Origin of the sequence: Streptomyces sp. NPDC023838, from assembly GCF_040639555.1 — a bacterium.
Lineage (GTDB): Bacteria > Actinomycetota > Actinomycetes > Streptomycetales > Streptomycetaceae > Streptomyces.
Genome location: NZ_JBFAAD010000012.1, coordinates 145,263 through 165,660, shown reverse-complemented (window position 1 = coordinate 165,660; position 20,398 = coordinate 145,263). Strand labels below are relative to the sequence as shown.

18 protein-coding genes and 1 tRNA gene are annotated in these 20,398 nt (G+C 72.8%); 6 read left to right on the top strand and 13 right to left on the bottom strand.

Annotated elements, in window-relative coordinates:
* The first annotated feature begins 2 nt into the window (after positions 1 to 2).
* Complete coding sequence (locus AB0G17_RS17655; RefSeq protein WP_361382765.1) at positions 3 to 506, top strand: MarR family transcriptional regulator; 504 nt, start codon at positions 3 to 5, stop codon at positions 504 to 506.
* Between the two features lie 66 nt (positions 507 to 572).
* On the opposite strand, the gene AB0G17_RS17650 is transcribed toward AB0G17_RS17655, so the two are convergent.
* Complete coding sequence (locus tag AB0G17_RS17650) at positions 573 to 2,114, bottom strand: MFS transporter (protein ID WP_361382762.1); 1,542 nt, start codon at positions 2,112 to 2,114, stop codon at positions 573 to 575.
* Between the two features lie 90 nt (positions 2,115 to 2,204).
* Positions 2,205 to 2,861, bottom strand: coding sequence for a TetR/AcrR family transcriptional regulator (locus tag AB0G17_RS17645; RefSeq protein WP_361382759.1), 657 nt, complete (start codon positions 2,859 to 2,861; stop codon positions 2,205 to 2,207).
* Positions 2,862 to 3,209: 348 nt separating this feature from the next.
* On the opposite strand from AB0G17_RS17645, the gene AB0G17_RS17640 reads away from it, so the two are divergent.
* Positions 3,210 to 4,517 (top strand): M6 family metalloprotease domain-containing protein, encoded by a 1,308-nt coding sequence (locus AB0G17_RS17640; protein ID WP_361382756.1) that lies wholly within the window; start codon positions 3,210 to 3,212, stop codon positions 4,515 to 4,517.
* Between the two features lie 118 nt (positions 4,518 to 4,635).
* On the opposite strand, the gene AB0G17_RS17635 is transcribed toward AB0G17_RS17640, so the two are convergent.
* The 4 genes from AB0G17_RS17635 to AB0G17_RS17620 all read right to left on the bottom strand — a co-directional run bounded on the left by AB0G17_RS17635 (position 4,636) and on the right by AB0G17_RS17620 (position 10,247).
* Entirely contained in the window at positions 4,636 to 6,303 is a 1,668-nt protein-coding gene (locus tag AB0G17_RS17635; RefSeq protein WP_361382753.1) for a class I adenylate-forming enzyme family protein, read from the bottom strand.
* A 60-nt stretch (positions 6,304 to 6,363) separates the two neighbouring features.
* Positions 6,364 to 8,325, bottom strand: a complete 1,962-nt coding sequence (locus AB0G17_RS17630; RefSeq protein ID WP_361382750.1) for an anthranilate synthase family protein — start codon at positions 8,323 to 8,325, stop codon at positions 6,364 to 6,366.
* Complete coding sequence (locus tag AB0G17_RS17625) at positions 8,322 to 8,981, bottom strand: isochorismatase family protein (protein ID WP_361382747.1); 660 nt, start codon at positions 8,979 to 8,981, stop codon at positions 8,322 to 8,324. The genes AB0G17_RS17630 and AB0G17_RS17625 overlap by 4 nt, the downstream gene beginning before the upstream one ends.
* A 93-nt stretch (positions 8,982 to 9,074) precedes the next feature.
* On the bottom strand, positions 9,075 to 10,247 hold the full coding sequence (locus tag AB0G17_RS17620) for a 3-deoxy-7-phosphoheptulonate synthase (protein WP_361382744.1): 1,173 nt from the start codon (positions 10,245 to 10,247) through the stop codon (positions 9,075 to 9,077).
* Between the two features lie 353 nt (positions 10,248 to 10,600).
* Between AB0G17_RS17620 and AB0G17_RS17615 the strand changes: the two genes are divergently transcribed.
* A complete protein-coding gene (locus tag AB0G17_RS17615; RefSeq protein WP_361382741.1) occupies positions 10,601 to 11,803 on the top strand; it encodes a transposase in 1,203 nt (400 codons plus the stop codon).
* Between the two features lie 234 nt (positions 11,804 to 12,037).
* Here AB0G17_RS17615 and AB0G17_RS17610 read toward each other — a convergent pair whose 3' ends face one another.
* The 4 genes from AB0G17_RS17610 to AB0G17_RS17595 form a co-directional block, all read right to left on the bottom strand.
* Positions 12,038 to 14,026, bottom strand: coding sequence for a GAF domain-containing protein (locus AB0G17_RS17610; protein WP_361382738.1), 1,989 nt, complete (start codon positions 14,024 to 14,026; stop codon positions 12,038 to 12,040).
* 581 nt (positions 14,027 to 14,607) lie between these two features.
* Positions 14,608 to 16,047, bottom strand: a complete 1,440-nt coding sequence (locus AB0G17_RS17605; protein ID WP_361382735.1) for an FAD-binding oxidoreductase — start codon at positions 16,045 to 16,047, stop codon at positions 14,608 to 14,610.
* A 62-nt stretch (positions 16,048 to 16,109) separates the two neighbouring features.
* On the bottom strand, positions 16,110 to 16,943 hold the full coding sequence (locus tag AB0G17_RS17600) for a PhzF family phenazine biosynthesis protein (RefSeq protein WP_361382732.1): 834 nt from the start codon (positions 16,941 to 16,943) through the stop codon (positions 16,110 to 16,112).
* Entirely contained in the window at positions 16,943 to 17,461 is a 519-nt protein-coding gene (locus AB0G17_RS17595; protein WP_361382729.1) for a PhzA/PhzB family protein, read from the bottom strand. Before AB0G17_RS17595 ends, AB0G17_RS17600 begins: the two co-directional genes overlap by 1 nt.
* Positions 17,462 to 17,876: 415 nt before the next feature.
* Between AB0G17_RS17595 and AB0G17_RS17590 the strand changes: the two genes are divergently transcribed.
* The 3 genes from AB0G17_RS17590 to AB0G17_RS17580 all read left to right on the top strand — a co-directional run bounded on the left by AB0G17_RS17590 (position 17,877) and on the right by AB0G17_RS17580 (position 18,997).
* Positions 17,877 to 17,949: transfer RNA gene (locus AB0G17_RS17590), tRNA-Arg, on the top strand.
* A 335-nt stretch (positions 17,950 to 18,284) separates the two neighbouring features.
* Complete coding sequence (locus AB0G17_RS17585; RefSeq protein ID WP_361382726.1) at positions 18,285 to 18,554, top strand: hypothetical protein; 270 nt, start codon at positions 18,285 to 18,287, stop codon at positions 18,552 to 18,554.
* Complete coding sequence (locus tag AB0G17_RS17580) at positions 18,551 to 18,997, top strand: hypothetical protein (RefSeq protein WP_361382723.1); 447 nt, start codon at positions 18,551 to 18,553, stop codon at positions 18,995 to 18,997. Before AB0G17_RS17585 ends, AB0G17_RS17580 begins: the two co-directional genes overlap by 4 nt.
* A gap of 291 nt (positions 18,998 to 19,288) precedes the next feature.
* On the opposite strand, the gene AB0G17_RS17575 is transcribed toward AB0G17_RS17580, so the two are convergent.
* Genes AB0G17_RS17575 through AB0G17_RS17565 form a run of 3 tightly spaced genes read right to left on the bottom strand, consistent with a single transcriptional unit; the run spans position 19,289 to position 20,396 of the window.
* Entirely contained in the window at positions 19,289 to 19,564 is a 276-nt protein-coding gene (locus tag AB0G17_RS17575; protein WP_361382720.1) for a hypothetical protein, read from the bottom strand.
* Positions 19,561 to 20,052 carry a hypothetical protein gene (locus tag AB0G17_RS17570; RefSeq protein WP_361382718.1) on the bottom strand — a complete coding sequence of 164 codons (492 nt, stop codon included), beginning with the start codon at positions 20,050 to 20,052 and terminating at the stop codon, positions 19,561 to 19,563. The genes AB0G17_RS17575 and AB0G17_RS17570 overlap by 4 nt, the downstream gene beginning before the upstream one ends.
* Complete coding sequence (locus tag AB0G17_RS17565; RefSeq protein ID WP_361382715.1) at positions 20,052 to 20,396, bottom strand: hypothetical protein; 345 nt, start codon at positions 20,394 to 20,396, stop codon at positions 20,052 to 20,054. The genes AB0G17_RS17570 and AB0G17_RS17565 overlap by 1 nt, the downstream gene beginning before the upstream one ends.
* Between the last annotated feature and the right edge of the window lie 2 nt (positions 20,397 to 20,398).

Genomic DNA, 20,398 nt, shown 5'->3' with positions numbered 1-20,398 from the left:
CCATGACCACCACCCCCGCCGAGGAGCCGCGCTGGCTCAGCGACGACGAGCAGCGCACCTGGCGTGCCTACCTCCACGCCACCACGCTCCTGGAAGACCACCTGGACCGCCAGCTCCAGCGTGACGCCGGGATGCCGCACATGTACTACGGCCTGCTCATCCAGCTCTCCGAGGCGCCCCGGCGGCGGCTGCGGATGACCGAGCTGGCGATCGGCGCCAAGATCACCCGGTCCCGGCTCTCGCACGCGATCGCGCGTCTGGAGAAGAACGGCTGGGTGCGGCGCGAGGACTGTCCCTCCGACAAGCGCGGCCAGTTCGCGGCGCTCACCGACGAGGGCTTCGCCGTCGTGGAGCGCACCGCGCCCGGCCATGTGGCCGCCGTACGCCAGGCGATGTTCGACCGGCTCAGCCCCGAACAGACCGAGCAGCTCGGCCAGATCATGCGCGCGATCGCCGAGGGGCTCCAGCCCAAGGACGCGAACGCGGACCTGCCCTGGCTCCGCTGAGCCGGACAGGTCCGCGTTCGCGTTCCGTTCCCTCGCCCTACGCGTCCCCCACGTAGGCGGCGGGTGTCAGTGGGCGACCACCGGGACCCGGATCTCGTCCTCGACGCCGTCCGCGTCACCCGAGCCGTCGAGCGAACCGGTGTCCGGGCGGCCGGTGTTGATGAAGGTCACCGCGATCGCCGAGGCGACCACCAGGATGCCGACCGCCCACCAGATGGCGCTGGTGAAGCCGTGCACCATCGCCTGGAGCTTCAGCAGCTCCAGGCTCTTGGCCCCGGCGGCGTGCGAGGTGGCGTACGCCGTGGTGGCCGAGGCCGCGATGGTGTTCAGCAGGGCCGTGCCGATGGCGCCGCCCACCTGCTGCGAGGTGTTGACCATGGCGGAGGCGACACCCGCGTCACGCGGCTCGACCCCGATGGTGGCCAGCGACATGGCCGGCATGAACGCGGTGCCCATGCCGAGGCCGAGCAGGATCTGCGCCGGCAGGATCAGCCCGGCGTACGAGGTGTCGATCTGCAGCTGGGTGAGGATCAGCATGCCGACGCCGGCGGTCAGGAAGCCGGGGCCCATCAGCAGGCGCGGGGGCACCCGGGTCATCAGGCGGGCGCCGATCTGCGTGGAGCCGGTGATCATGCCCGCGATCATCGGCAGGAACGCGAAGCCGGTCTTGACCGGCGAGTAGCCCTTCACGACCTGCAGGTAGTACGTCAGGAAGAGGAAGAGGCCGAACATCGCGATGATCGCGAGGCCGAGGGAGAGGTAGACCCCGCCGCGGTTGCGGTTGGTGATCACGCGCAGCGGCAGCAGCGGGTGCTTGACCTTGGCCTCGGTGGCGACGAACGCGAACAGCAGCACGACCGCGGCGACGAACATCGACACGGTCAGCGTGTCGGACCAGCCGGCCGACTCGGCGCGGGTGAAGCCGTACACCAGGGCGACCAGGCCGAGGGTGGACAGGACCACGCCCGGGACGTCCAGCGGCGAGCGGTTGCGGGTGCCGGAGGGCTCACGGATGACGAAGTAGGCACCGGCGGCCGCGACGATCGCGAACGGGATGTTGACGAAGAAGGTCCAGCGCCAGTTCAGGTACTCGGTGAGGAAGCCGCCGAGGATCAGGCCGACGGCGCCGCCGCCGCCCGCGATCGCGCCGTAGATGCCGAACGCCTTGGCGCGCTCCTTGGCGTCGGTGAACATCACCGCGAGCAGGGAGAGCGCGGCGGGCGCGAGCAGCGCGCCGAACGCGCCCTGGAGCGCGCGGGAGCCGAGCAGCATGGCCTGGCCGGTGGCGGCGCCGCCGAGCGCGGAGGCCGCGGCGAAGCCGAGGAGGCCGACGACGAAGGTGCGCTTGCGTCCCCAGAGGTCGGCTATGCGGCCGCCGAAGAGCAGCAGACCGCCGAAGGCGAGGGCGTAGGCCGTGATGACCCACTGCTTGTTGCCGTCGGAGATGCCCAGGTCGGTCTGGGCGGAGGGCAGGGCGATGTTCACGATCGTCGCGTCGAGCACGACCATGAGCTGGGCGAGCGCGATGAAGGCGAGGGCCTTCCAGCGACTGGGGTCAGGAGCGAGGTCCTGGGGCTCGTTCTTCCGAGCCTGGACTGTTTTCGACATGGGTGTAGCCACCTTGGGACGCGTTGTGCGATGAGCTGGTGCTGACGTACGGGTGCGCAGGGCGAGGACGCCGCCCGTGCGCGGGATCGGTTACGGCTGGCTGAGGTCCTGCAGGGTCGCCGCCGTCCCTGGCAGCCCGGACCGCGCCGGGGCCATGAGCCCGTCGAGGAAGAGCTGGAGATGGCGGTGGACGAACCGGTCCATGTTCGGGCAACCGGTGCCCGGCAGCGGCCGGGTGAGCTGGGTGAGGGCGACCATCAGATCGCCCACGTCGACGTCGTCGCGCAACTGGCCGCTGCGCCGGGCCCGCGCCATGAGATCCCGGACGGCCTCGTCCAGTCGCTCACGGGAGGCGTTGAGCTCCGGCAGGTTCTTGTCGAAGCCCTCGGAGAGCATCGGGCACAGGGCTCCGATGCGCTCGTCGGCCGCCGCGAACACGAACCGCCGCAGCGCGGCGAAGGCGTCGGGCTCCTCGGCGGTCGCGGTCTCCGCGGCCGTCGAGACCCGCTCCATGACCGCGAGCACCACGCTGGTGATCAGCTCGGCGCGGTCATGGAAGTGCCGGTAGAGGGTGGCGTTGCCGATGCCCGCGCGACGCGCGATCTCGTCGAGCGGCACCATGGCGCCCTCCTCGACGAACATCTCGCGCGCGGCCGCGATGATCCGCTCCCGGTTGCGCAGGGCGTCGGCCCGCGGCCGCGGGGCGCGACGGGGCTCCGCTGCGGTGGTCGGGGTGGCGGTGGACACGGCGTGCTCCTTCTTCTCCGGCCACTTCTGGCCTCTGGTTGCTTCCGGCTTCGCCGGCTGCTTCTGGCTTCGCCGGCTGCTTCTGCCTGCTGCGTACGAAGTCGTCGTCACACCACAAGCGGGGAACCTCTCCCCGTTTTGGCGGGACACAGGTGCAAACGGGGAAAGGTTCCCCGGTTATTTCCGGCCGGGGGAGCTGTTTCCTGTGACCTGAGTCACACCTTCCTCCGGCGAAACCACACGCCCGGCCCACCCAGCGCGCGCTCGCGACACGCCCGACACAGGGTGATCGCACGAGCGCAGTCAGGAACGGCCTGCTGCCGGTGGCCGAAGGCGAGCGTGGCGCGCATGGAGGAGTCCGGCAGACCGCGCCGTCGGATATCCCGCGGGCCGCGCGACCCGCGCCGCCGCCGCACCCTCGCGGGCGCGGCCCTCGCCGCCGTCGTGCTCGCCTCGATGACCTCGGGCAGCACCACCCTGGCACCCCCCTTGCGGGCGTCGGCCGGACCGGTGGCCGCCGGCGGCGAGACGGCGCTCGGCCCGTGCCGGATCACGGCCACGCTCGGCGTGCAGATGTCGGAGGGCCTGCCCACCCCGCCCGGCTACGCCCACTCCACGGGCACGGTCCGCGCGCTCACCCTGATGGTCGACTTCCCGGACGCGCAGGGCACGGGGTCCGCGCTCAGCCGGTACGCGGAGTTCTTCCCGCAGACCACGCAGTGGTTCCGCACCGCGTCGTACGGGCGGCTGGACTACCGGCCCGACGCCCCCCTTCCGCAGTGGCTGCGGATGCCGCAGGCGTTCTCGGCGTACGGCATCGAGCGCGGCTCGCCGTACGAGCCGGGCTACCGGCACCTCGTCAAGGACATCGTGGCGGCGGCCGACTCACGGGTGAACTTCGCGGAGTACGACCTGGTCAACATCCTGATGTCGCCGAACGCGGGGCCGTCCGCGCTGGACACGGTGCTCTCGGTGACGTTCTCCGGGAACGAGGACGCGCCGCTCGCGGACGGCGTCCCGCTCTCCAACACGTCCTTCGTCTACAGCCGCCAGGACGACGGCTCCGGCTCGTACCGCGAGACGGGCTACCGGGTGCTGCCGCACGAGAACGGCCACGTCTTCGGCCTGCCCGACCTGTACACGCCCGAGGGCGGGGGCGCGGTCGGGCACTGGGACATCATGTCCGAGGACTGGGGTGCCAACAACGACATGCTCGGCTGGCACAAGTGGAAGCTGGGCTGGCTGGACAACGCGCAGGTGGGGTGTGCGGGGCGGGCGGGCGTGAGCGAGTACGTCCTGACCCCGCTCTCGGCGCCGGGCACCGGGCGCAAGCTGGTCTTCGTCCCGCTGTCGGACGAGTCCGGGTACGCGATGGAGGTGCGGACCCGGACGGGGAACGACGAGGCGGTGTGCAAGCCGGGGGTGCTGGTCTACCGGGTCAGCACGGATGTGGATACGGGGCGGGGGCCGGTGACGGTCGCGGACAGCGCGAAGGACAGCGGCGGGTGCACGCGCCGCCCCAACGTCCAGGCGGAACTGTCCGACGCGCCGTTCGGGGCCGGGGAGGCGTTCATCGACCGGGAGCGGGGGGTGCGGGTTTCGGTGCTGGGGGTGGACGAGGGGGGGAACTACCGGGTGCGGGTGGCGCGGACCTGAGGGGCCCCCACCCCGCCCCTGACCACCAAGGGGCGCGGGGAACCGCGCGAGCAACCACAGACGGTCCGCATCCGAACGGCAGCCCTCGGAGAGTTTCGGGAAGGGGCGGGGTGGGGGCTCAACGCCCCAGCCACCCCTCCACCTCCGCCCGCAGCTCCCGCTTCAGTACCTTGCCCGTGGCGTTCCGCGGCAACGGGTCGAGGCGTATGAGCACGTGCACAGGCACCTTGAAAGCGGCCAGCACCCGCCCCGCGTACCGCCGCAGCTCGTCCGGGGCGACGGGGGAGGCCACCCGCACCACCGCCGCCACCTCCTCCCCCAGCTCCTCATGCCGCGCCCCCACCACCGCCGCGTCCAGCACCGCGGGGTGGCCCAGCAGGACCGATTCGACCTCCACGCAGTAGACGTTCTCGCCGCCCCGGATCACCACGTCCTTGATCCGGTCGACGACCGCGTAACGGCCGTCCCGCGCCACCGCCAGGTCGCCGGTCCTCAGCCAGCCGTCGACGAAGGCGCGTTCCGTGGCGGCGGGGTCGTTCCAGTAGCCGCGCACGTTCGCCTGGGCGCGCAGCCACAGCTCGCCCACCTGGCCTTCGGGGACGTCGGCGCCGTCCTCGCCGACCACCCGCACCTCGGTGGTGGGCGTCGGGCGGCCCACGCTGCCGGGCCACTCCCGGTACTCCGCACCGAAGTTGGCCAGCACTCCCCCGCTGGTCTCGGTCAGCCCGTACCCGTTGCGCGGCTCCACCCGCTCGCCGTAGCGGGCGGTCAGGCGTGCCACCAGGCCGGGCGGGGCGGCGGACCCGCCGGTGTTGAACATGCGCAGCGACTCCATCGGGTCGCCCGCCCGCTCGGCCTCGTCGAGCAGTTGCAGGGCGGTGGTGGGGACGCCCGCGTAGTGGGTCACGCCGTGCTCGCGGATCAGCGCGAGCGCCCTCCGCGCATCCCACTTGCGCATCATGACCAGGGTGCCGCCCGACCCCATCACTGAGTAGAAGCCGCTGAAGCCCGCGACGTGGAAGAAGGGGTATGTGACGAGGGAGACCGGGGCCGGGCCCTGGCCCGGCACCACACCCCGGCCCAGCGCCGACATCGCCGCGTGGAAGCGCGGGTTCATCGCGGCCCCCGCCTGGGCGAGGTGCGTGGCGACGGCACCCTTGGGGCGGCCGGTGGTGCCGGAGGTGTAGACGATCGTGGCGTCGTCCTCGGGCGAGACCGTCACGTCCGGCGGCCCGGCGGCGGGGTCGGCCCCGCCCAGCTCCTCGTACGCCTCGAAGCCCTCGGGCAGCGGGCCCACCCCCGCGAAGACGACGCCCCGCACCCTCGCCTCGCGCGCCCAGCCCTCGACCCTCGCCATCCGCTCCCCGTCGACGAGCAGCACGCCGGGCGCGCAGTCGTCGAGCGCGTACGCCAGCTCGGCCTCGGTCCACCACGCGTTCAGCGGCACCGCCACCAGACCGGCGAGCTGGGCGGCCCAGAACGCGATGTGCCACTCGGGGAGGTTGCGCATCGCCACCACCGCCCGGTCGCCGGGCCGCAGCCCGTACTCCCCGGCCAGGCGGCGGGCCAGCGCGGAGGCGGCCGCGAAGAACTCCGCGTAGGTGTACGTGCCGCTCTCCGCCACCAGGAACGGGCGCTCGCCGTACGCCCAGGTCACCTCCACGAACTCGCGCAGGGTCCGTGGACCCCCCACGTAGACGGGCACCCCGTCCGGCCCCCGCTCGACGGCGAAGGGCGCCCCGGGTGCGGTCAGGAGCGCTTCTGCTGCGGCGGGGGTGTATGGCACGAGGGGCCCTCCTGGGCGGCGGGTGCGGGGCGCGGGGCTCCTCGTAACATAAACGCCGGCTCAGCCGGAGCCGAGACCGCCCGGGCAGGAGCGGAGTGCTCCGGTCAGCGCCTCGGCGAGGATCCGTACGCCGTCCTCGGTGAGCACCGACTCGGCGTGGAACTGCATCGAGGCGAAGCCCGGGCCGCGCAGCGCGTGCACCTCGCCGGTGGCGGGGTCCCGGCTGATCTCGATGACGCCGTGGTCGGGGTGGGTAAGCTTGTCGTCGGCGCTGCGGGCCGCGAACGTGTTGTAGAAGCCGACCCGCTCACCCACCCCGAACAGGTCGATCTCCTTCTGGACGCCCTGGTTGGGGGTGTCGCGGCGGGCCAGGCCGAGGCCGAGCAGCGTCGACAGGACCTGGTGGCTGAGGCAGACCGCCACGAACGGGCGGCGGTCCGCGAGCAGCCGGGCCACCGCGCCCCGCAGATGCGCGATCTTGAGGTGGGCGGTCTCCCGGGGATCGCCCGGACCGGGGCCCATGACGACCAGGTCGTGGCCTTCGGGCTCGTACGGCTCGTCGAAGCGACGGACCGTCACATCCAGTCCCAGGGAGGCCAGTTCGTGGCCGATCATCGACGTGAAGGTGTCCTCCGCGTCCACGATCAGCACCTTGCGCCCGGCGAGCTCCTCGACGGGGGCGGACCGCTGTCCCGGCTCGCGCAGCCAGAAGCGGGCGATACGGTCGTTGCGCCGCTCCAGGGCCTCGCGCACCCGCGGGTGCCCGGCGAACCGCTCGACGAAGGCCGCGCCCGGCGCGCCGGTGGTGTCCGCGTCGAGCGCGGCGAGCAGCCCGGCGGCCTTCGCCCGGGTCTCGGCGACCTCGCTCACCGGGTCGGAGTGACGCACCAGGGTCGCGCCGACGCCGATGCTGAGCCGCCCCTCGTCGCTGATGTCGGTGGTGCGGATGAGGATGGCGGAGTCCATGGTGCGCCCGCCGTGCTCGTCCCGGCCGATGAGGGCCATGACGCCGCTGTAGTAGCCGCGCCCCTCCGGCTCGTACCGGGTGATCACCTTGCAGGCGCTCTCCAGCGGGCTGCCGGTGACGGTGGGGGCGAACATCGTCTCGCGCAGGATGTCGCGCACGTCGTGGTCGGTGCGGCCCTCGATGAAGTACTCGGTGTGCGCCAGGCGGGCCATCTCCTTGAGGTACGGGCCGACGACCCGGCCGCCGCCCTCGCAGATCCGCGCCATCATCTTGAGCTCTTCGTCGACGACCATGTAGAGCTCGTCGGCCTCCTTGCGGTCGGCCAGGAAGGCCATCACGCCGGGCAGGTCGGGGCCCGCCGCCGGGTAGCGGTAGGTGCCGCTGATGGGGTTCATCACGGCGGTGCCGCCGTGCAGGCTGACGTGCCGCTCGGGGCTCGCGCCGACGAAGGTGCGCCCGCCGGTGTGCACCAGGAACGTCCAGTACGCGCCGGACTCCCGCTCGACCAGCCGCCGGAAGAACGACAGCGCGCTGTGCGGCGTGTACGGGGTGATGTCCGCGACGAACGCCCGCTTGATGACGAAGTTGGCGCCCTCCCCGTTGCCGATCTCGCGCTCGACGACGTCGCGCACGATCGCCGCGTAGCTGTCGTCGTTCACGTCGAAGCGGCCGTCGGCGAGGGTGACCGGCTCGTCGGGCAGCCGCCGCAGCGCCTCGGCGAGCGGCAGTTCGCCCTGCTCGGCCACGGCCATGACGAGCAGCGGCTCGCCGTCGTCGGTGCTGGTGAAGCCGCGCTCGGCGATCTGCCGGTACGGGACGACCGCCAGCACTTCGTGGCGGGCGCCCGGGCCGGCGGGCGCCTCGGGCAGCGGTATCTCCGCGAGCGTGCCGGCCGCCGACACCTCACCGAGCAGCACTTCGAGGACGTCACGGCCGACGGTCTCGGGCCGGTGCAGCAGGGCGTACGCGGCGGGGTCCCGCGCCAGCACCCGGCCCAGCAGGTCCGCGTCCGAGGGGAGTCGGTCCACTTCCGAGGGGAGCCGGTCCGCCGTCATCGGCCCGCCCCGTCCACGGGCGCGAGCTCGGCGAGGACCGACTTGGTGGTGGTGACCACGGCGCAGCGCTCGGCCGCGTAGTCCAGGGCGAGGCGGTGGTACCGCTCGGAGAAGTCCGCGACCGCGTCCGCGACCACGAAGGTCCGGATGTCGTTGGTGAACGCCTCCACCGCCGTCATCAGGATGCCCACGTGCGCGTACACCCCGCAGACGATCAGCTGGTCGCGGCCGGCCGCGCGCATCCGCTCCAGGAGGTCGGACTTGAAGAAGGCGCTGTAGCGCCACTTGGTGAACACCCAGTCGTCCGGGCCGGGTTCGAGCGCGTCGGTCACCTGGCGGTCCTCCGGCGCGATCCGCATGCCCGGCCCCCAGAAGTCCTTGAGCAGCCCGCGCTCCTGGTCGCTCATCCCGCCGGGCTGGGCGGTGTACGCCACCGGGATCCCGGCCGCCGCGCAGCTCTCGCGCAGCAGCACGGCGTTGCGCACCAGGGCCGCGCCGGGCGACCGGTCGGCCGGGAACGGCCGCAGGAAGTAGCGCTGCATGTCGTGGACGAGCAGCACGGCGCGGGTTTGGTCGACCTTCCAGGTCGCGGTGTTCGCGGGGAGGTCGCCCTCGGAGGGCATCGGGTACGGGTCGATGGTGGGGAGGCCCGCCATGGTGGTCCTTTCGCTGTGTGCTCGCGTGCCGGTGCGTACGACGCCGTGTTCGGCTGCGGGTTGTGTGTGGCTGGTCGCGCAGCCCCCTGGACGTCAGCCCGGCCAGGCCGAGGCCACCGAGACCGCCTGGCGCGGGTTGAGGCGCGGGTCGCAGAGGCTCGTGTACTTGTCGCCGACCTCGTGCAGCCGGTCCTGGTCGGTGACGCACTCGGTGACGTCGTCCGGGGTGGTCTCCAGATGGATGCCGCCGGCGGTGCCGCCCGCCGCGGTGACCGCGCGGTGGAACTCCACGACCTCCCGTACGACGGTCTTGACCAGCCGCGTCTTGAGTCCGTCGGGGCCGCTGACGGTGTTGCCGTGCATCGGGTCGGTCAGCCAGATCACCGGGTGGCCCGCCGCCCGCACGGCCGCCACCAGCGACGGCAGCCGCTCCCCCACGGTGTCCGCGCCCATCCGGGCGATCAGCGTGAGGCGTCCGGGCACCCGCTCGGGGTCGAGCCGCTCGCACAGCGCCAGCAGCTCCGCCGAGGTCGCCCCCGGGCCGATCTTGCAGGCCACCGGGTTGGCCACAGCCGCGAGCAGCGCCACATGGGCGCCGTCCACCTGGCGGGTGCGCTCGCCGATCCACGGCCAGTGGGTGGAGGTGAGCAGCGGGCGGCCGTCGTCCTGGGTGCGCACCATCGGCAGTTCGTAGTCGAGCAGCAGCGCCTCGTGGCTGGTCCACACCGGCGCCTCGTGCCGGGCCCCGCGCGCCGGGCCGCTCCAGCCGAGCAGCTCCAGGATGCCGCGCGCCGCCCGGTAGCCGGTCAGCATCCGGGTCGGGTCGGGCCTGCGTAACTCGGGGTCCGGCTCGGGGCCGTTGACCATATGGCCCCGGTAGACGGGGAGTTCGACCCCGGCGACGGTCTCGGTGGGCCGGGAGCGGGGCTTGCCGTACTGGCCCGCGAGGCGCCCGACCCGTAGCACGGGCTTGTGCGAGGTCATCCGCATGACCCCGGCCAGGATGTCGAGCAGCCCCACCTTGCGGGCCACGTCGCCGTGGCCGTCCTCCGCCCAGTCCTCGGCGCAGTCGCCGCCCTGGACGACCTGGACCCGCCCGGCCGCCACCTCGGCCAGCCGCGCCCGCAGCCGCTCGACGTCGTCCGCCTCGACGAGCGGCGGCAGCGCGGCGAGCTCCTCTCTCACCCGTACGAGGTCCGCGTGGCCTTCCCAGTCCGGTTGCTGCACTGCGGGGAGCGAGCGGAGGAACGCGTGGACGCTGTTCACCTGATACCTCCCAGGGGGCGTGGGCACCGCTCACCCGGGGGCGGATCGGCAAGCGGCCGGACGCCGACTCTCGCCGACCGCGCGAGGAAAACCGAAGCCTGTTTCCGCGACTCCCGGAAGTGCGGGCGCAACCTGGGCCCCGACTTGACGGAGTGTCCGCCGCGTCGGCGCGCTCCCAGTGCCGAGCCACCCACGCGGCGGCGCGACGGGGTGCCCCGTACACCTCGCCCGTCACACCGGGCCCCGGACATTCTCGGAACGGTGGCCTCGACCAGCCGCCCGAACAGGTCTTGGAGGGGGTTTCTGTGAGCGTTCCCGCCGGCAGTACCAGGTCTGTGTGGAACCGTCGCGCCGTGCCGTCGCAGCGCACCGCACCGGCGGTCATGTACGAGCGCGAGTTCATGCTCAGGGACATGAGCAACGTGCTGTTCGCGTCCTTACCCAGGCGGGACCAGCGGCACAAGGGCGAACAGTATCTGCGCGGGCTGCTCACCGCGAAGGGGCGCCGGTCCATCAGGAACGTGGCGGCCTGTCTGGGCGATCCCACCCTGGAGCAGACCCTGCACCACTTCATCTGCAACTCCACCTGGGAGTGGCAGCCGGTGCGCGAGGCGCTGGCCTGCTGGCTCGGCCAGGTGATCGCGCCGCAGGCCTGGGTGGTGCGGCAGATGTCGATCCCCAAGTCGGGCAGCCACTCGGTGGGTGTGGGCCGCAGCTTCGACTTCTACCGCAACCAGATGTTCCACGGCCAGCAGGCCTTCGGCGTGTGGTGTGCCTCGCAGGAGGCGGGGGCACCCGTGAACTGGCGGCTGGTCCTGCCCGGACGGCCGGGCGACGAGGAGGGTACGGCCCCGGGCGCGTCCCGCGGAAGGTCCTCGCGCCACACCGCCGAGACGCCGGAGGAGTGCGCCACCACCGCCGCCCTGGAGGTCGCGGGTCTGCACGGCGCGCCCCTGCTGCCCGTGGTGCTCGATCTGCCGGTGCGCGACCCGGGCGCGGTCGTACGGCGCTTCGGCGCGGCCGGGGTGCCGGTGCTCGCGCGCGTCGGGGCCGACGCCCTGCTCACCGTGGACGAGCCCGCGCCGGCCCGGTTCGGCACGGGCGCGCTGCCGGTGCAGCAGATCCTCGACTCGGTGAAGGGGCGCCGCCAGCGGGTCGGCAGGTTCGACCCGGGCGCGCCCTCGGGCGTACGGCACGCACCGGCGGTCAAGGTACGGGTGGGGCTGGCGGGCGGGCCGCCGGTGTTCCGGGACGCCCGCGAGGGCGGGCTCGCGCTCCTCGGGGAGTGGGCGGACCAGCACCGGGCACCCACCCAGCTGTGGCTCACCAACCTGGGCGGCCTGCCCACGTCCACGCTGCTGAGCCTGACCCGGCTCGCCGACCGGGTCGGCCGGGACCTCGCGGACCACGGGGACCGGTCGGGGCTGCGGGACTTCGAGGGGCGCTCGCTGCGCGGCTGGCACTGCCACATGACGCTGGCGTCGGCGGCCCTGGCCCTGGAGGTCCTGACCGCGAGCCGCAGGCGGTCGCAGGGCTGCTTTCCCAAGGTGTCCTGAGCCGGCGGGGATATTTCCGGAGGGTGACCGAAGCCCGCGGGGGTATTTCCGGAGGGTGGCCGGAGCCCGCGGGGGTATTTCCGGAGGGTGGCCGGAGCTCGTACGGCCACGGCCGCAGGGTGACCGGAGCCCGTACGGCCACGGCCGCAGGCTGACCGGAGCCCGTACGGCCACGGCCGCAGGCTGACCCGAGCTCGCTCGGCTACGACCCCAGGGCGACCGGAGCTCGCACGGCTACGACCCCAGGCTCTCCGGGCCGCTCCCCAAGGTGTCCTGGGCGTCGGTCGCGGCCTCCCGTCGGCCGAGCACCGCCTCCCGTCGGCGGCGCAGGACGTCCCGGGCGCGCAGCAGCCGTAACGCGAGCTGGGCTTCGGTGGCGCGCTCGGGCTGCTGCCAGCCGGGGCCGAGCAGCTCCGTGATGCGCTCCAGGCGGCGGGTCACCGTGTTGGGGTGGACGTGCAGGCCGCCCGCCGCGCGGGTCGGGCTGCTGCCCGCCGCGAAGTACGCCTCCATCGTCGCCGCCAGCCGCGTCGCGCGCTCGGCGTCGTGGTCGAGCACCGGCCCGATGACCGAGGCGACGAACCCGTCGACGTCGTGGTCGTCGGAGAGCAGCAGCCCGAGGAAGCCCAGGTCGTCGATGGAGGCGGCGCTGCCCGCGCCGTCGAGCGCGAGCAGCGCGTCGAAGCAGCGCAGCGCCTCCTGGTACACCTGGGCCACCGAGGCGAGCGAGGCGGCGGGGCCCGCCGACGCCACCGTGACGGGCGCGGCGAGCAGCGGGGACAGCTCGCCGGAGACCGCGCGGGCGACGGCCGAGGCGTCGGTGCCGGGCAGCAGCAGCACGATGTCGCCCTCGTGCACCTTCATCAGACCGGAGCTGCGGTACGCGTACGACGAGGACCACACCACCGCCTTGGCGTGCTCGCCGCCCTCCGGCCGGGCCACCACCACGACGTGCGGCGCGTCCGCGTCGAGCCCCAACCGGTAGGCCTGGCGGGTGAGTTGGCCCGGCGGCTGGGTGGCGTCGGTGAGCAGCCCGGCGAAGAACTCGTCGCGCAGCGGCCCCTCGGCCACGGCCGTGCTGCGCTGCACCACCAGCAGGAGCGCCACCGCCCGGCCCACGGAGGCGAGGAAGTCCCGCTCGTCCTCGGTGAGTTCGCGCTCGGCCCGCAGCAGCACCAGGCCGCGCTCCTCGCCCGCGCCGACGGGAGCCGCCCAGACGTTCGGGGCGATCTCGACGGGGCCGCCCGCCGCGTGCGCTTCGAGCGCGGCGTCGCGCGTACGCGCCCCGTCGAGCTCGGGGGCCTCCCCGGCGCGCGCGAGAGTGCGCCCGCAGCCGTCGCTCACCACGAGCCCGGCGTCCAGGGTCCCGGCGGCGGCCTTCACGAGTTCGTGCAGATCGCCGCCGCCGAGCACCAGGCCGACCAGCGAGGCCAGGGCCCCGGACAGCTGCCGCAGCCGCGCGATGGTGTCCTGCGCGCGCACGCCCTCCGACTCCAGCTCGACGATCTCCTTCCGGGAGCGCTCCAGGAGGCGGGCCTTCTCCAGGGCGACCGCGGCGAAGTCCGCCAGGTACCGCATGAAGCTGATCTCGTCGGGCGTGAAGTGCCGTACGACCCGGTCCGCCCCGTATAACGCCCCTATGGAGACGCCGCCCTGGCGGATCGGCACCACCATGATGGCGTGCAGCCCCTCGGCCCGTACGACCGCGTCGAGCTGTTCGCCGTGCGGGATCCGCTCGTCGTTGAGGTAGTCCGAGGTCCAGTAGGGCGCGCCCGTCTCGTGCGCCAACTCGCCCAGGCCCTGGCTCTCCTCGACCACGAGCCCCACGTTGAGCGAGGTGGTGTCACCGTCCGAGCTGTGCACGTACGAGCCGCCGCCGGGCCTGCGCAGACTGATGTAGGCCATGTCGAACCCGAGCAGTCTTCGAGCGCGGCTCGTGATGACCTTGAGCAGCGTGTCGGGGTCGTAGGGGATCGTCATGTCGTGGACCGTGTTCACCAGGTCGGCCATGATCGACTCCCGTTGCCGGCGCTGATGGCTGGAGGCCTGGATTTTCAGGGCGAGACGGGTCGCCCTTTCGAGTTCCTCCAGCGGCTCGCGAGGCAGGTTTTCGCGGCGGGCGCGGTCGAGCAACTCCTGAAAGTGCCCCGGGGGTGAATCCAGTGCGAGCAGTTCCAGAACGGCCAGCGCCGGGGCATCCGCGAATGCCTTGCCATCCACCATGTCGCCGCCCCCCATTGGCTCGGAACAGGGCGCAAGCCCTCATCGAACTTACGTTCCCGAGTAGGGCGGGTCAAGTCGCCGACCAGCGGGCGGCGGGGCCCCGAGCGGCGATCGGGCGAGGGCCGTCGATGCCGCGAACAGGCCGTGTGCGACGCGGAGATGAACGCGCGGGGTCCGGCCTCACAGGCCGGCCGACCAGCCCGCACGGGACGAAATCCGGGCGCGGCGCGTCGGTCGGGCATCGACCATTTCGACAATGGCGGCGCGTTTAGGGAAGGGGCCGGGCCGAATCGCCGGTATTCGGCGATGCCGATTCCGCAGGGGGTTCGGCGGGGGATTCGGCTCGGCGGGCGATTCGTTGGGGGGCGGCGTGAATTCGCCGCGCCTCCGCGAATTCGGCGATGCCGCTCAGCGGGCGGCGGGGCGGGGCGGCGCCCCGTACATCCGTAGCCGGGAGCGCGGCCGTCGGCGTCGCCCCCACGGTTGCGCATCCGATCACGCCGATGCCGGGCATGGGGTGCTCCCTCCGGGTGCTCCCTCCGGCAGAGGGCCCGGGTCAGCGGGCGCCGACCGGGCCCGGGTCAGCGGGCGCCGGACGGGCCCGGGTCAGCGGGCGCCGGGCGGGGCCGGGTCAGCGGGCGCCGGGCGGGGCCGGGGGGGATGGGGTGGTAGCCGCGGAACAGGTTCCCGGGGTCGTACACCGCCTTCAGCGCGGTCAGCCGCTCGTGGTCCGCCGCGTCGTAGCAGGCCCGCAGCTGCCCGGCCGTGACGGGCCCGCCGAGCAGGAAGTTCGGCGCGATCCCGAGGACCCGGTCGCCGAAGAGGGCGTAGACCCGTTCGTGGCGGGCCCGCTCGGCGCCCGCCACGGCCTCGCCCGCCCCGGGGGCGAGGCGGCTGAGCACCCGTACCAGGAAGCGGGCGTCGCGGTGGCCGACCGCCGAGGGCACGGCGGGGCGGCGGGCGAGGGCGCCGCCCAGGTGACTGATCTGAACGATGCAGTTCAGCCCCGACCCCGGCCCGGTCAGCTCCGGGATCCGCCCGGCCGTCGCCGCGTCGAGCCCGTCGAGCAGGACGTTGGTGCCGTAGTACGCCATCGGGCCCGGCGGGTCGCGGTAGATGGAATCCGAGGCGGTGTACGGCATCTCCGTGAGCGTGTCGAGCACATACGGCCCGATGGAGCGCAGCGGGGCGACCGCCGCCGCGCCGTCGGACGGGCCGCCGGTGTGGGCGATCCGGATGTGCGCGGCGTACCGGCCGCGCACCGGCGCGGGCACCGCGGGCTTGTCCGGGAAGGCCACCAGACCGATCGAGGAGGTCGTCTCCTCGCCCACGCCCGCCGTCCACTCCAGCCAGGAGCGCAGGGCGTCGGGCACGTACCGCTCGGCGAAGTACAGCCCGCCGCCGTAGATCCTGGGCTGGCGGACCAGCTCCAGGTCGAGCGAGGTGACCACGCCGAAGTTGCCCCCGGCGCCGCGCAGCGCCCAGAACAGATCGGGGTCGCTCCCGGCGGTGACGTGCCGCAGCTCGCCGTCGGCGGTGACGACCTCGGCCGCGGTGACCCGGTCGGCGGCGAAGCCGTACGTGCGGGCCAGCAGGCCGATGCCGCCTTCGAGCGTGTAGCCGATCGCGCCGACGCCGAACGTGCTGCCGGACAGCGGCGCGAGGCCGTGGAGCCCCGCCGCCCGGATCACGTCGCCCCACGGGGTCCCGGCCCGGATCCGGGCGATGCGGCTTCCCGGGTCGACCTCCACGCCGCGCATCCGCGCCGTGGTCACCAGGACGCCGCCGGTGCGGTCGCCGGGCAGGCCGTGGCCGGTGGACTGGACGGCGAGGGGCAGCCCACGCCCGACGGCCAGCCGGACGGCGGCGCGGACGTCGCCCGGCCCCGTCGCGCCGACCACGACGTCCGGCCGCTGGCCGAACCCGAGCTGGTGGGCGGCGAGTTCGTCCTCGTACCCCGCCGAGCCCGGGCCGAGGACGGGCCCTTGGGCGCCGATGTCTACGGGCAGGGGCGCGGGCACTGGCACTGGCACTGGCACTGGCACTGACACTGACACGGAACAGCCTCTCTGTCCGTATTCGCTCAGACGTAGATCGTGCCGCGAGCGACGACGGCGCCGTGCCCCCCGACGTGCACCGCCCCGACCCGGTCGCCCTCGCCCTCGGCCTTCGCGTACATGGGGGACGGCCGGCCCATCTCGACGCCCTGGAGGATCTCCAGGTCCTGGCCGTACGCGGCGAGCCCGTGGCGCGCCAGGTGGATGGCCAGCGGCCCGGCCGCGGAGCCGGTCGCCGCGTCCTCGACGACGCCGTACGCCGGGGAGAACATCCGCGAGCGCCAGTGCGTGCCGGAGCCCGCGAAGCAGTAGGCCGACATGTCGGGGAAGGCGCGCAGCGCGTTGTGGTCCGGGGTCAGGGCGGAGAGCGCACCGATGCTCTCCAGGCCGACGAGCACGTGCCGGGGCCCGTTCCGGTACGCCTCGACGGGGGTGACCGACGCGTCGAGCCCGAGCGCCGCGAGCAGCGGCGCGGTGTGCTCGTACGGCTCCCAGACGGGGGTGGGCTGGAGCATCCGTACGGAGGTGGCGTCGTCGTCGTGGACCAGCTCGAAGGGGATGGCGCCCATGGCGGTCTCCAGGAGCAGCCGGTCCGCCTTGCGCGGGCGCCCGATGGCGACCGCCGTACCGAGGATCGGATGCCCGGCGAACGGCAGCTCGTTGACCGGCGTGAAGATCCTCACGCGCGCGTCGCCGCCCTGCTCGGCGGGGAGCACGAAGGTGCACTCGGAGAGGTTCATCTCCTTGGCGATCCGCTGCATCACCTCGGCGGGCAGGTCCCCGGCGTCGAAGAACACGGCCACCGGATTGCCCGCCAGCGGGGTACGCGCGAAGGCGTCCACCACCGTGTACTCGTGCATCAGGTGGGGATTCCCTCGCGCTTCACCACCGGGACCGGGATGCCCAGGGCGCGCAGCTGCTGGTTCGGGTTCATGAACTCCCGCTGCAGCTTGATCTTCCCGTTCTCGAACTCGAAGGAGTGGAGGAAGTGGTTCTGGTAGTACCCCTCGGGATAGCCCGGGAAGAGGATCTTGCCTTCGCCGTCGCACTCCACCCAGAACCGGTTCGGGTCCTGCGTCTCGAAGATCTCCACGTTGATCCACGCCCAGTCCGGGAAGCACTTCAGCGACCACACCGCGTGCTCGCCGAGCGTGTCGCGCCCGCGGATGGCGATGGGCTCGCCGGTGTCGGTGGTCCACAGCCCGCCGACGCCGTCCTCGGTGAAGAGCAGATGACGCTTCAGCCGGTCCTCGCCACGGCAGTTCATGTACTGCTCGACGACGGCGCGGTTGTTCCGCCGAACCTGGGCGTCGTCCTGTTCGTGGAAGGGTTGGGGCTGGGGGGCCTGTTCCTGGGAGGCCTGGGTGGTCTCGGACATGGCTTGTCCTCCAAGTGCGGCGTGCGCCGTGGCCGGGGGCGTGTGGTGTCGTGTGGTGTCGTGTCGTGTCGTGTCGTGTCGTGTCGTGCTGCGACCCTGTTCCGGGGCAAGGCGCACTGGCAACCGGGCATCGGGGACTTTGGCAAGTACCGGCGAGAGAGCGCGCGGACCTGACGGAGTCCGGGGCTGCGGCTCGGCTTCAGCGTGCTCGGGGCGGCCGAGTGTGCGGATCGGGGCTCAGCGCGCCTGGGGCAGGGGGGTGCGGGCGTGGGCGATGAGGGCGGCCCCGGCGGGGTCCCCCTCGCCCCACGACGGCGGACGGACCGGCGCACCCCGGCACCGGCCCGCCCGCCTCGCCGCCCCAGCACCATCCGCTACCCTGTCCTGGGCTGCCCACCACGGGCGGGCCGGACGCGCCTCCGTAGCTCAGGGGATAGAGCACCGCTCTCCTAAAGCGGGTGTCGCAGGTTCGAATCCTGCCGGGGGCACAGTTGTGTGACCAGCGCGCTTGCCTCTCCCGGGCAGGCGCGCTGTTCGTCGTGGCCATGGCATTAGCCATGAATTGGTTCCAGATCCAGGCCCGGGGCCACGCCGGGCGGGGCCCGCTGACGAAGGAAGAAGGACGTCTACTTCCACGACCAGGAAGCGACCCGCGTGACGTTCCTCTGACGATTGCACGCCATCTCCTGGTCTGAGGTGAGCGGTCGCGGCGGTCGGCTTGCGAACCGGATGCGCAACCGCGCGCCCAAGTTGAGGCTGCGTATCGGTTCGCAGCCCGGTTCTGACCAGGCGCGGAGCACACAGCCCATGGCATACTTGAAGTATGGCAACCCGGAAGATCACCATCACCATGCCGGAAGAGCTGGTGGAATCGATCAAAGAACGCGCCGACGCGCGCGGGGTGTCCGGCTACATCGCCGCCGCCGCCGCTCATCAGGACGCCATGGACCGACTGCGCGAGTTGGCCGAACGTCTCGAAGAAGAGCACGGCGCTGTGACGGACGACGAGCAGCAAGCAGCACTGGACCGCATCGCCGCCATCGACGGATGGCATGACGAGCAGCGATCGCGGCGTTCGGACGAGGTCGCGTGACCCGCACCGCCCGAGCGAAGCTGCACCAGCCGCGACAGCGCGTCTTTGTGTTCGACTCCGAGGCTCTCTCCAAGGCCGTTCAGGGCGATCGGGAGATGGCTGCGCTGATCAAGACGGCTCCGCGGCTCGACATCCCGATCGTCACCTCGGCCCTCGCGACCTTGGAGGCGTGGCACCCTCGCGAAACGTCGAGGCAGGCGCTGTGGAACTGGACGCTGTCCCGGATTCGCATCGTGCATACGGACGACCAACTGATCGCCATGGCCCGCGGCATGCTGAAAGCAGCCAGCCTGCATGGGCACAAATATGCCCTTGACGCCATTCTGGCGGCTGTGGCCGGGCGGGAAGCCGCGCAGGGAGCTCAGGCGACCGTCTTCACCTCCGACACCGACGACATGAATCAACTCCTCGCCGGACACTCCGTGCGAGTCGAGAAGGTCTGACGCGACGTCGCTCGCACCTCACTCCGACCACGCGCCGGCTCCCCCGAGCACCCCGTGCCCGCGTCAGACAGCGTCGGCCGGCACGTATTCCGTACGCACGGGAACGGGCTCTGGCTCTTCGCCGTAACTCCCGCACTGCATACGGTCTGACGCGTGCTGGATACGACCTCACCCGCTAGGCGATCCCCGATCTCGTACGGGCGTCGCCCCGGCCGCTCCAGCGGCTGGCAGCGACCCACGCAGAGACCAGCGCCCGCCCCCGGTTTCGTGACCAGAGCCGGGGGCGGGCGGTCATCGGGGCAGCGACGGCGGCTCTGCGTACAGCGGATTTCCCGGGGCCGGGCTGACCCGGGCGAACGAGGTCACCAGCGCCCGGAACCCGTCGTGGTCGTGTCGGCGGGCGGTGTGCTTGATCGCCCAGTCCTCCGGCCCCTCTGGCGAGGCAGCGGGCTCAGACGTGGCGAGGCACGTCGTGCACTCCATCACGAAGATCGGCTCGGAGGCTCCCGGCGTGGTGTCCCTGCCGAGCATCCACTCCGCGTAACGGATCACCGAGCGGGGGCTCACAGCGTCCGCTCCGGTGCCGGCACCTGAAGCAGCCTGCCCTGCCCCAGCGCCACCAGGTCGGCCACGGCCCGCGCCGCGCACACGCTGCCCACCGCGCTGGGTGGCACGGCCCAGTACGGGCCCGGCCGCGCGGTCAGGTCGAGGCGCGGCACTCCCAGCCACGTTCCCGGCCGCAGACACTCGACGTCCGGCACCCGCCAGTCGGCGTACGTGCCCGGCGGAACGAGGGCGTAGTACCAGACGCCAACGCCGTACGCGTCATGGATGACCGCCCCGTCCTCGAGGACCTCAGCGAGGAACGAGGCGACGGCGTCCGGGTCTTCGCTGTCCGCCGCCGCGTGGACGACGGGGGCGGGCAGGCGGATCGCGTCGAACACGGCGCCCGTCCGCAGGAGCGCGATACCCACATCGAGCTCCCGCCCGGCCTGCGCGGGCACGTGGTGCGCGGAGGCGAGCCAGTCGGTGATGGCTCTGCTGGTCTGGTTCATCACGGCGTGATCACCTCGGTGGGCTGGACGTAGCGGATGAACGCGGCGGCCGCGCGGCCGCGGAGCGGGAGCGCAACGGCGAGGTGAGCCTCCGACGGCGTCACGACCCCCTCGATCCGCCCGTCCTCCATGAGCCGCAGCACGCGTACCAGGCCCGGCCGTTGGTCCTTCGCGCGGTCCAGCGGCCCGACGTCGTACAGGGCGGCCGTCACCGTCCATGCCTGGGCCGTGGCGTACATGCGCAGCGCGTCGAGCGCTACGTCCGGGTCGTTGCCGTCTGAGATGGAGGCGTACAGGGCGACGTTCACGCCTTGCCTGCCGGTTCCGATGGGGAGAGCGAACACGG

Excerpts from the sequence above, each read along its gene's own strand:
- AB0G17_RS17655 (WP_361382765.1), top strand. The coding sequence starts at position 3 with ATGACCACCACCCCCGCCGAGGAGCCGCGCTGGCTCAGCGACGACGAG.
- AB0G17_RS17650 (WP_361382762.1), bottom strand. The coding sequence starts at position 2,114 with ATGTCGAAAACAGTCCAGGCTCGGAAGAACGAGCCCCAGGACCTCGCT.
- AB0G17_RS17640 (WP_361382756.1), top strand. The coding sequence starts at position 3,210 with ATGGAGGAGTCCGGCAGACCGCGCCGTCGGATATCCCGCGGGCCGCGC.
- AB0G17_RS17630 (WP_361382750.1), bottom strand. The coding sequence starts at position 8,325 with ATGACGGCGGACCGGCTCCCCTCGGAAGTGGACCGACTCCCCTCGGAC.
- AB0G17_RS17625 (WP_361382747.1), bottom strand. The coding sequence starts at position 8,981 with ATGGCGGGCCTCCCCACCATCGACCCGTACCCGATGCCCTCCGAGGGC.
- AB0G17_RS17610 (WP_361382738.1), bottom strand. The coding sequence starts at position 14,026 with ATGGTGGATGGCAAGGCATTCGCGGATGCCCCGGCGCTGGCCGTTCTG.
- AB0G17_RS17600 (WP_361382732.1), bottom strand. The coding sequence starts at position 16,943 with ATGCACGAGTACACGGTGGTGGACGCCTTCGCGCGTACCCCGCTGGCG.
- AB0G17_RS17595 (WP_361382729.1), bottom strand. The coding sequence starts at position 17,461 with ATGTCCGAGACCACCCAGGCCTCCCAGGAACAGGCCCCCCAGCCCCAA.
- AB0G17_RS17585 (WP_361382726.1), top strand. The coding sequence starts at position 18,285 with ATGGCAACCCGGAAGATCACCATCACCATGCCGGAAGAGCTGGTGGAA.
- AB0G17_RS17570 (WP_361382718.1), bottom strand. The coding sequence starts at position 20,052 with ATGAACCAGACCAGCAGAGCCATCACCGACTGGCTCGCCTCCGCGCAC.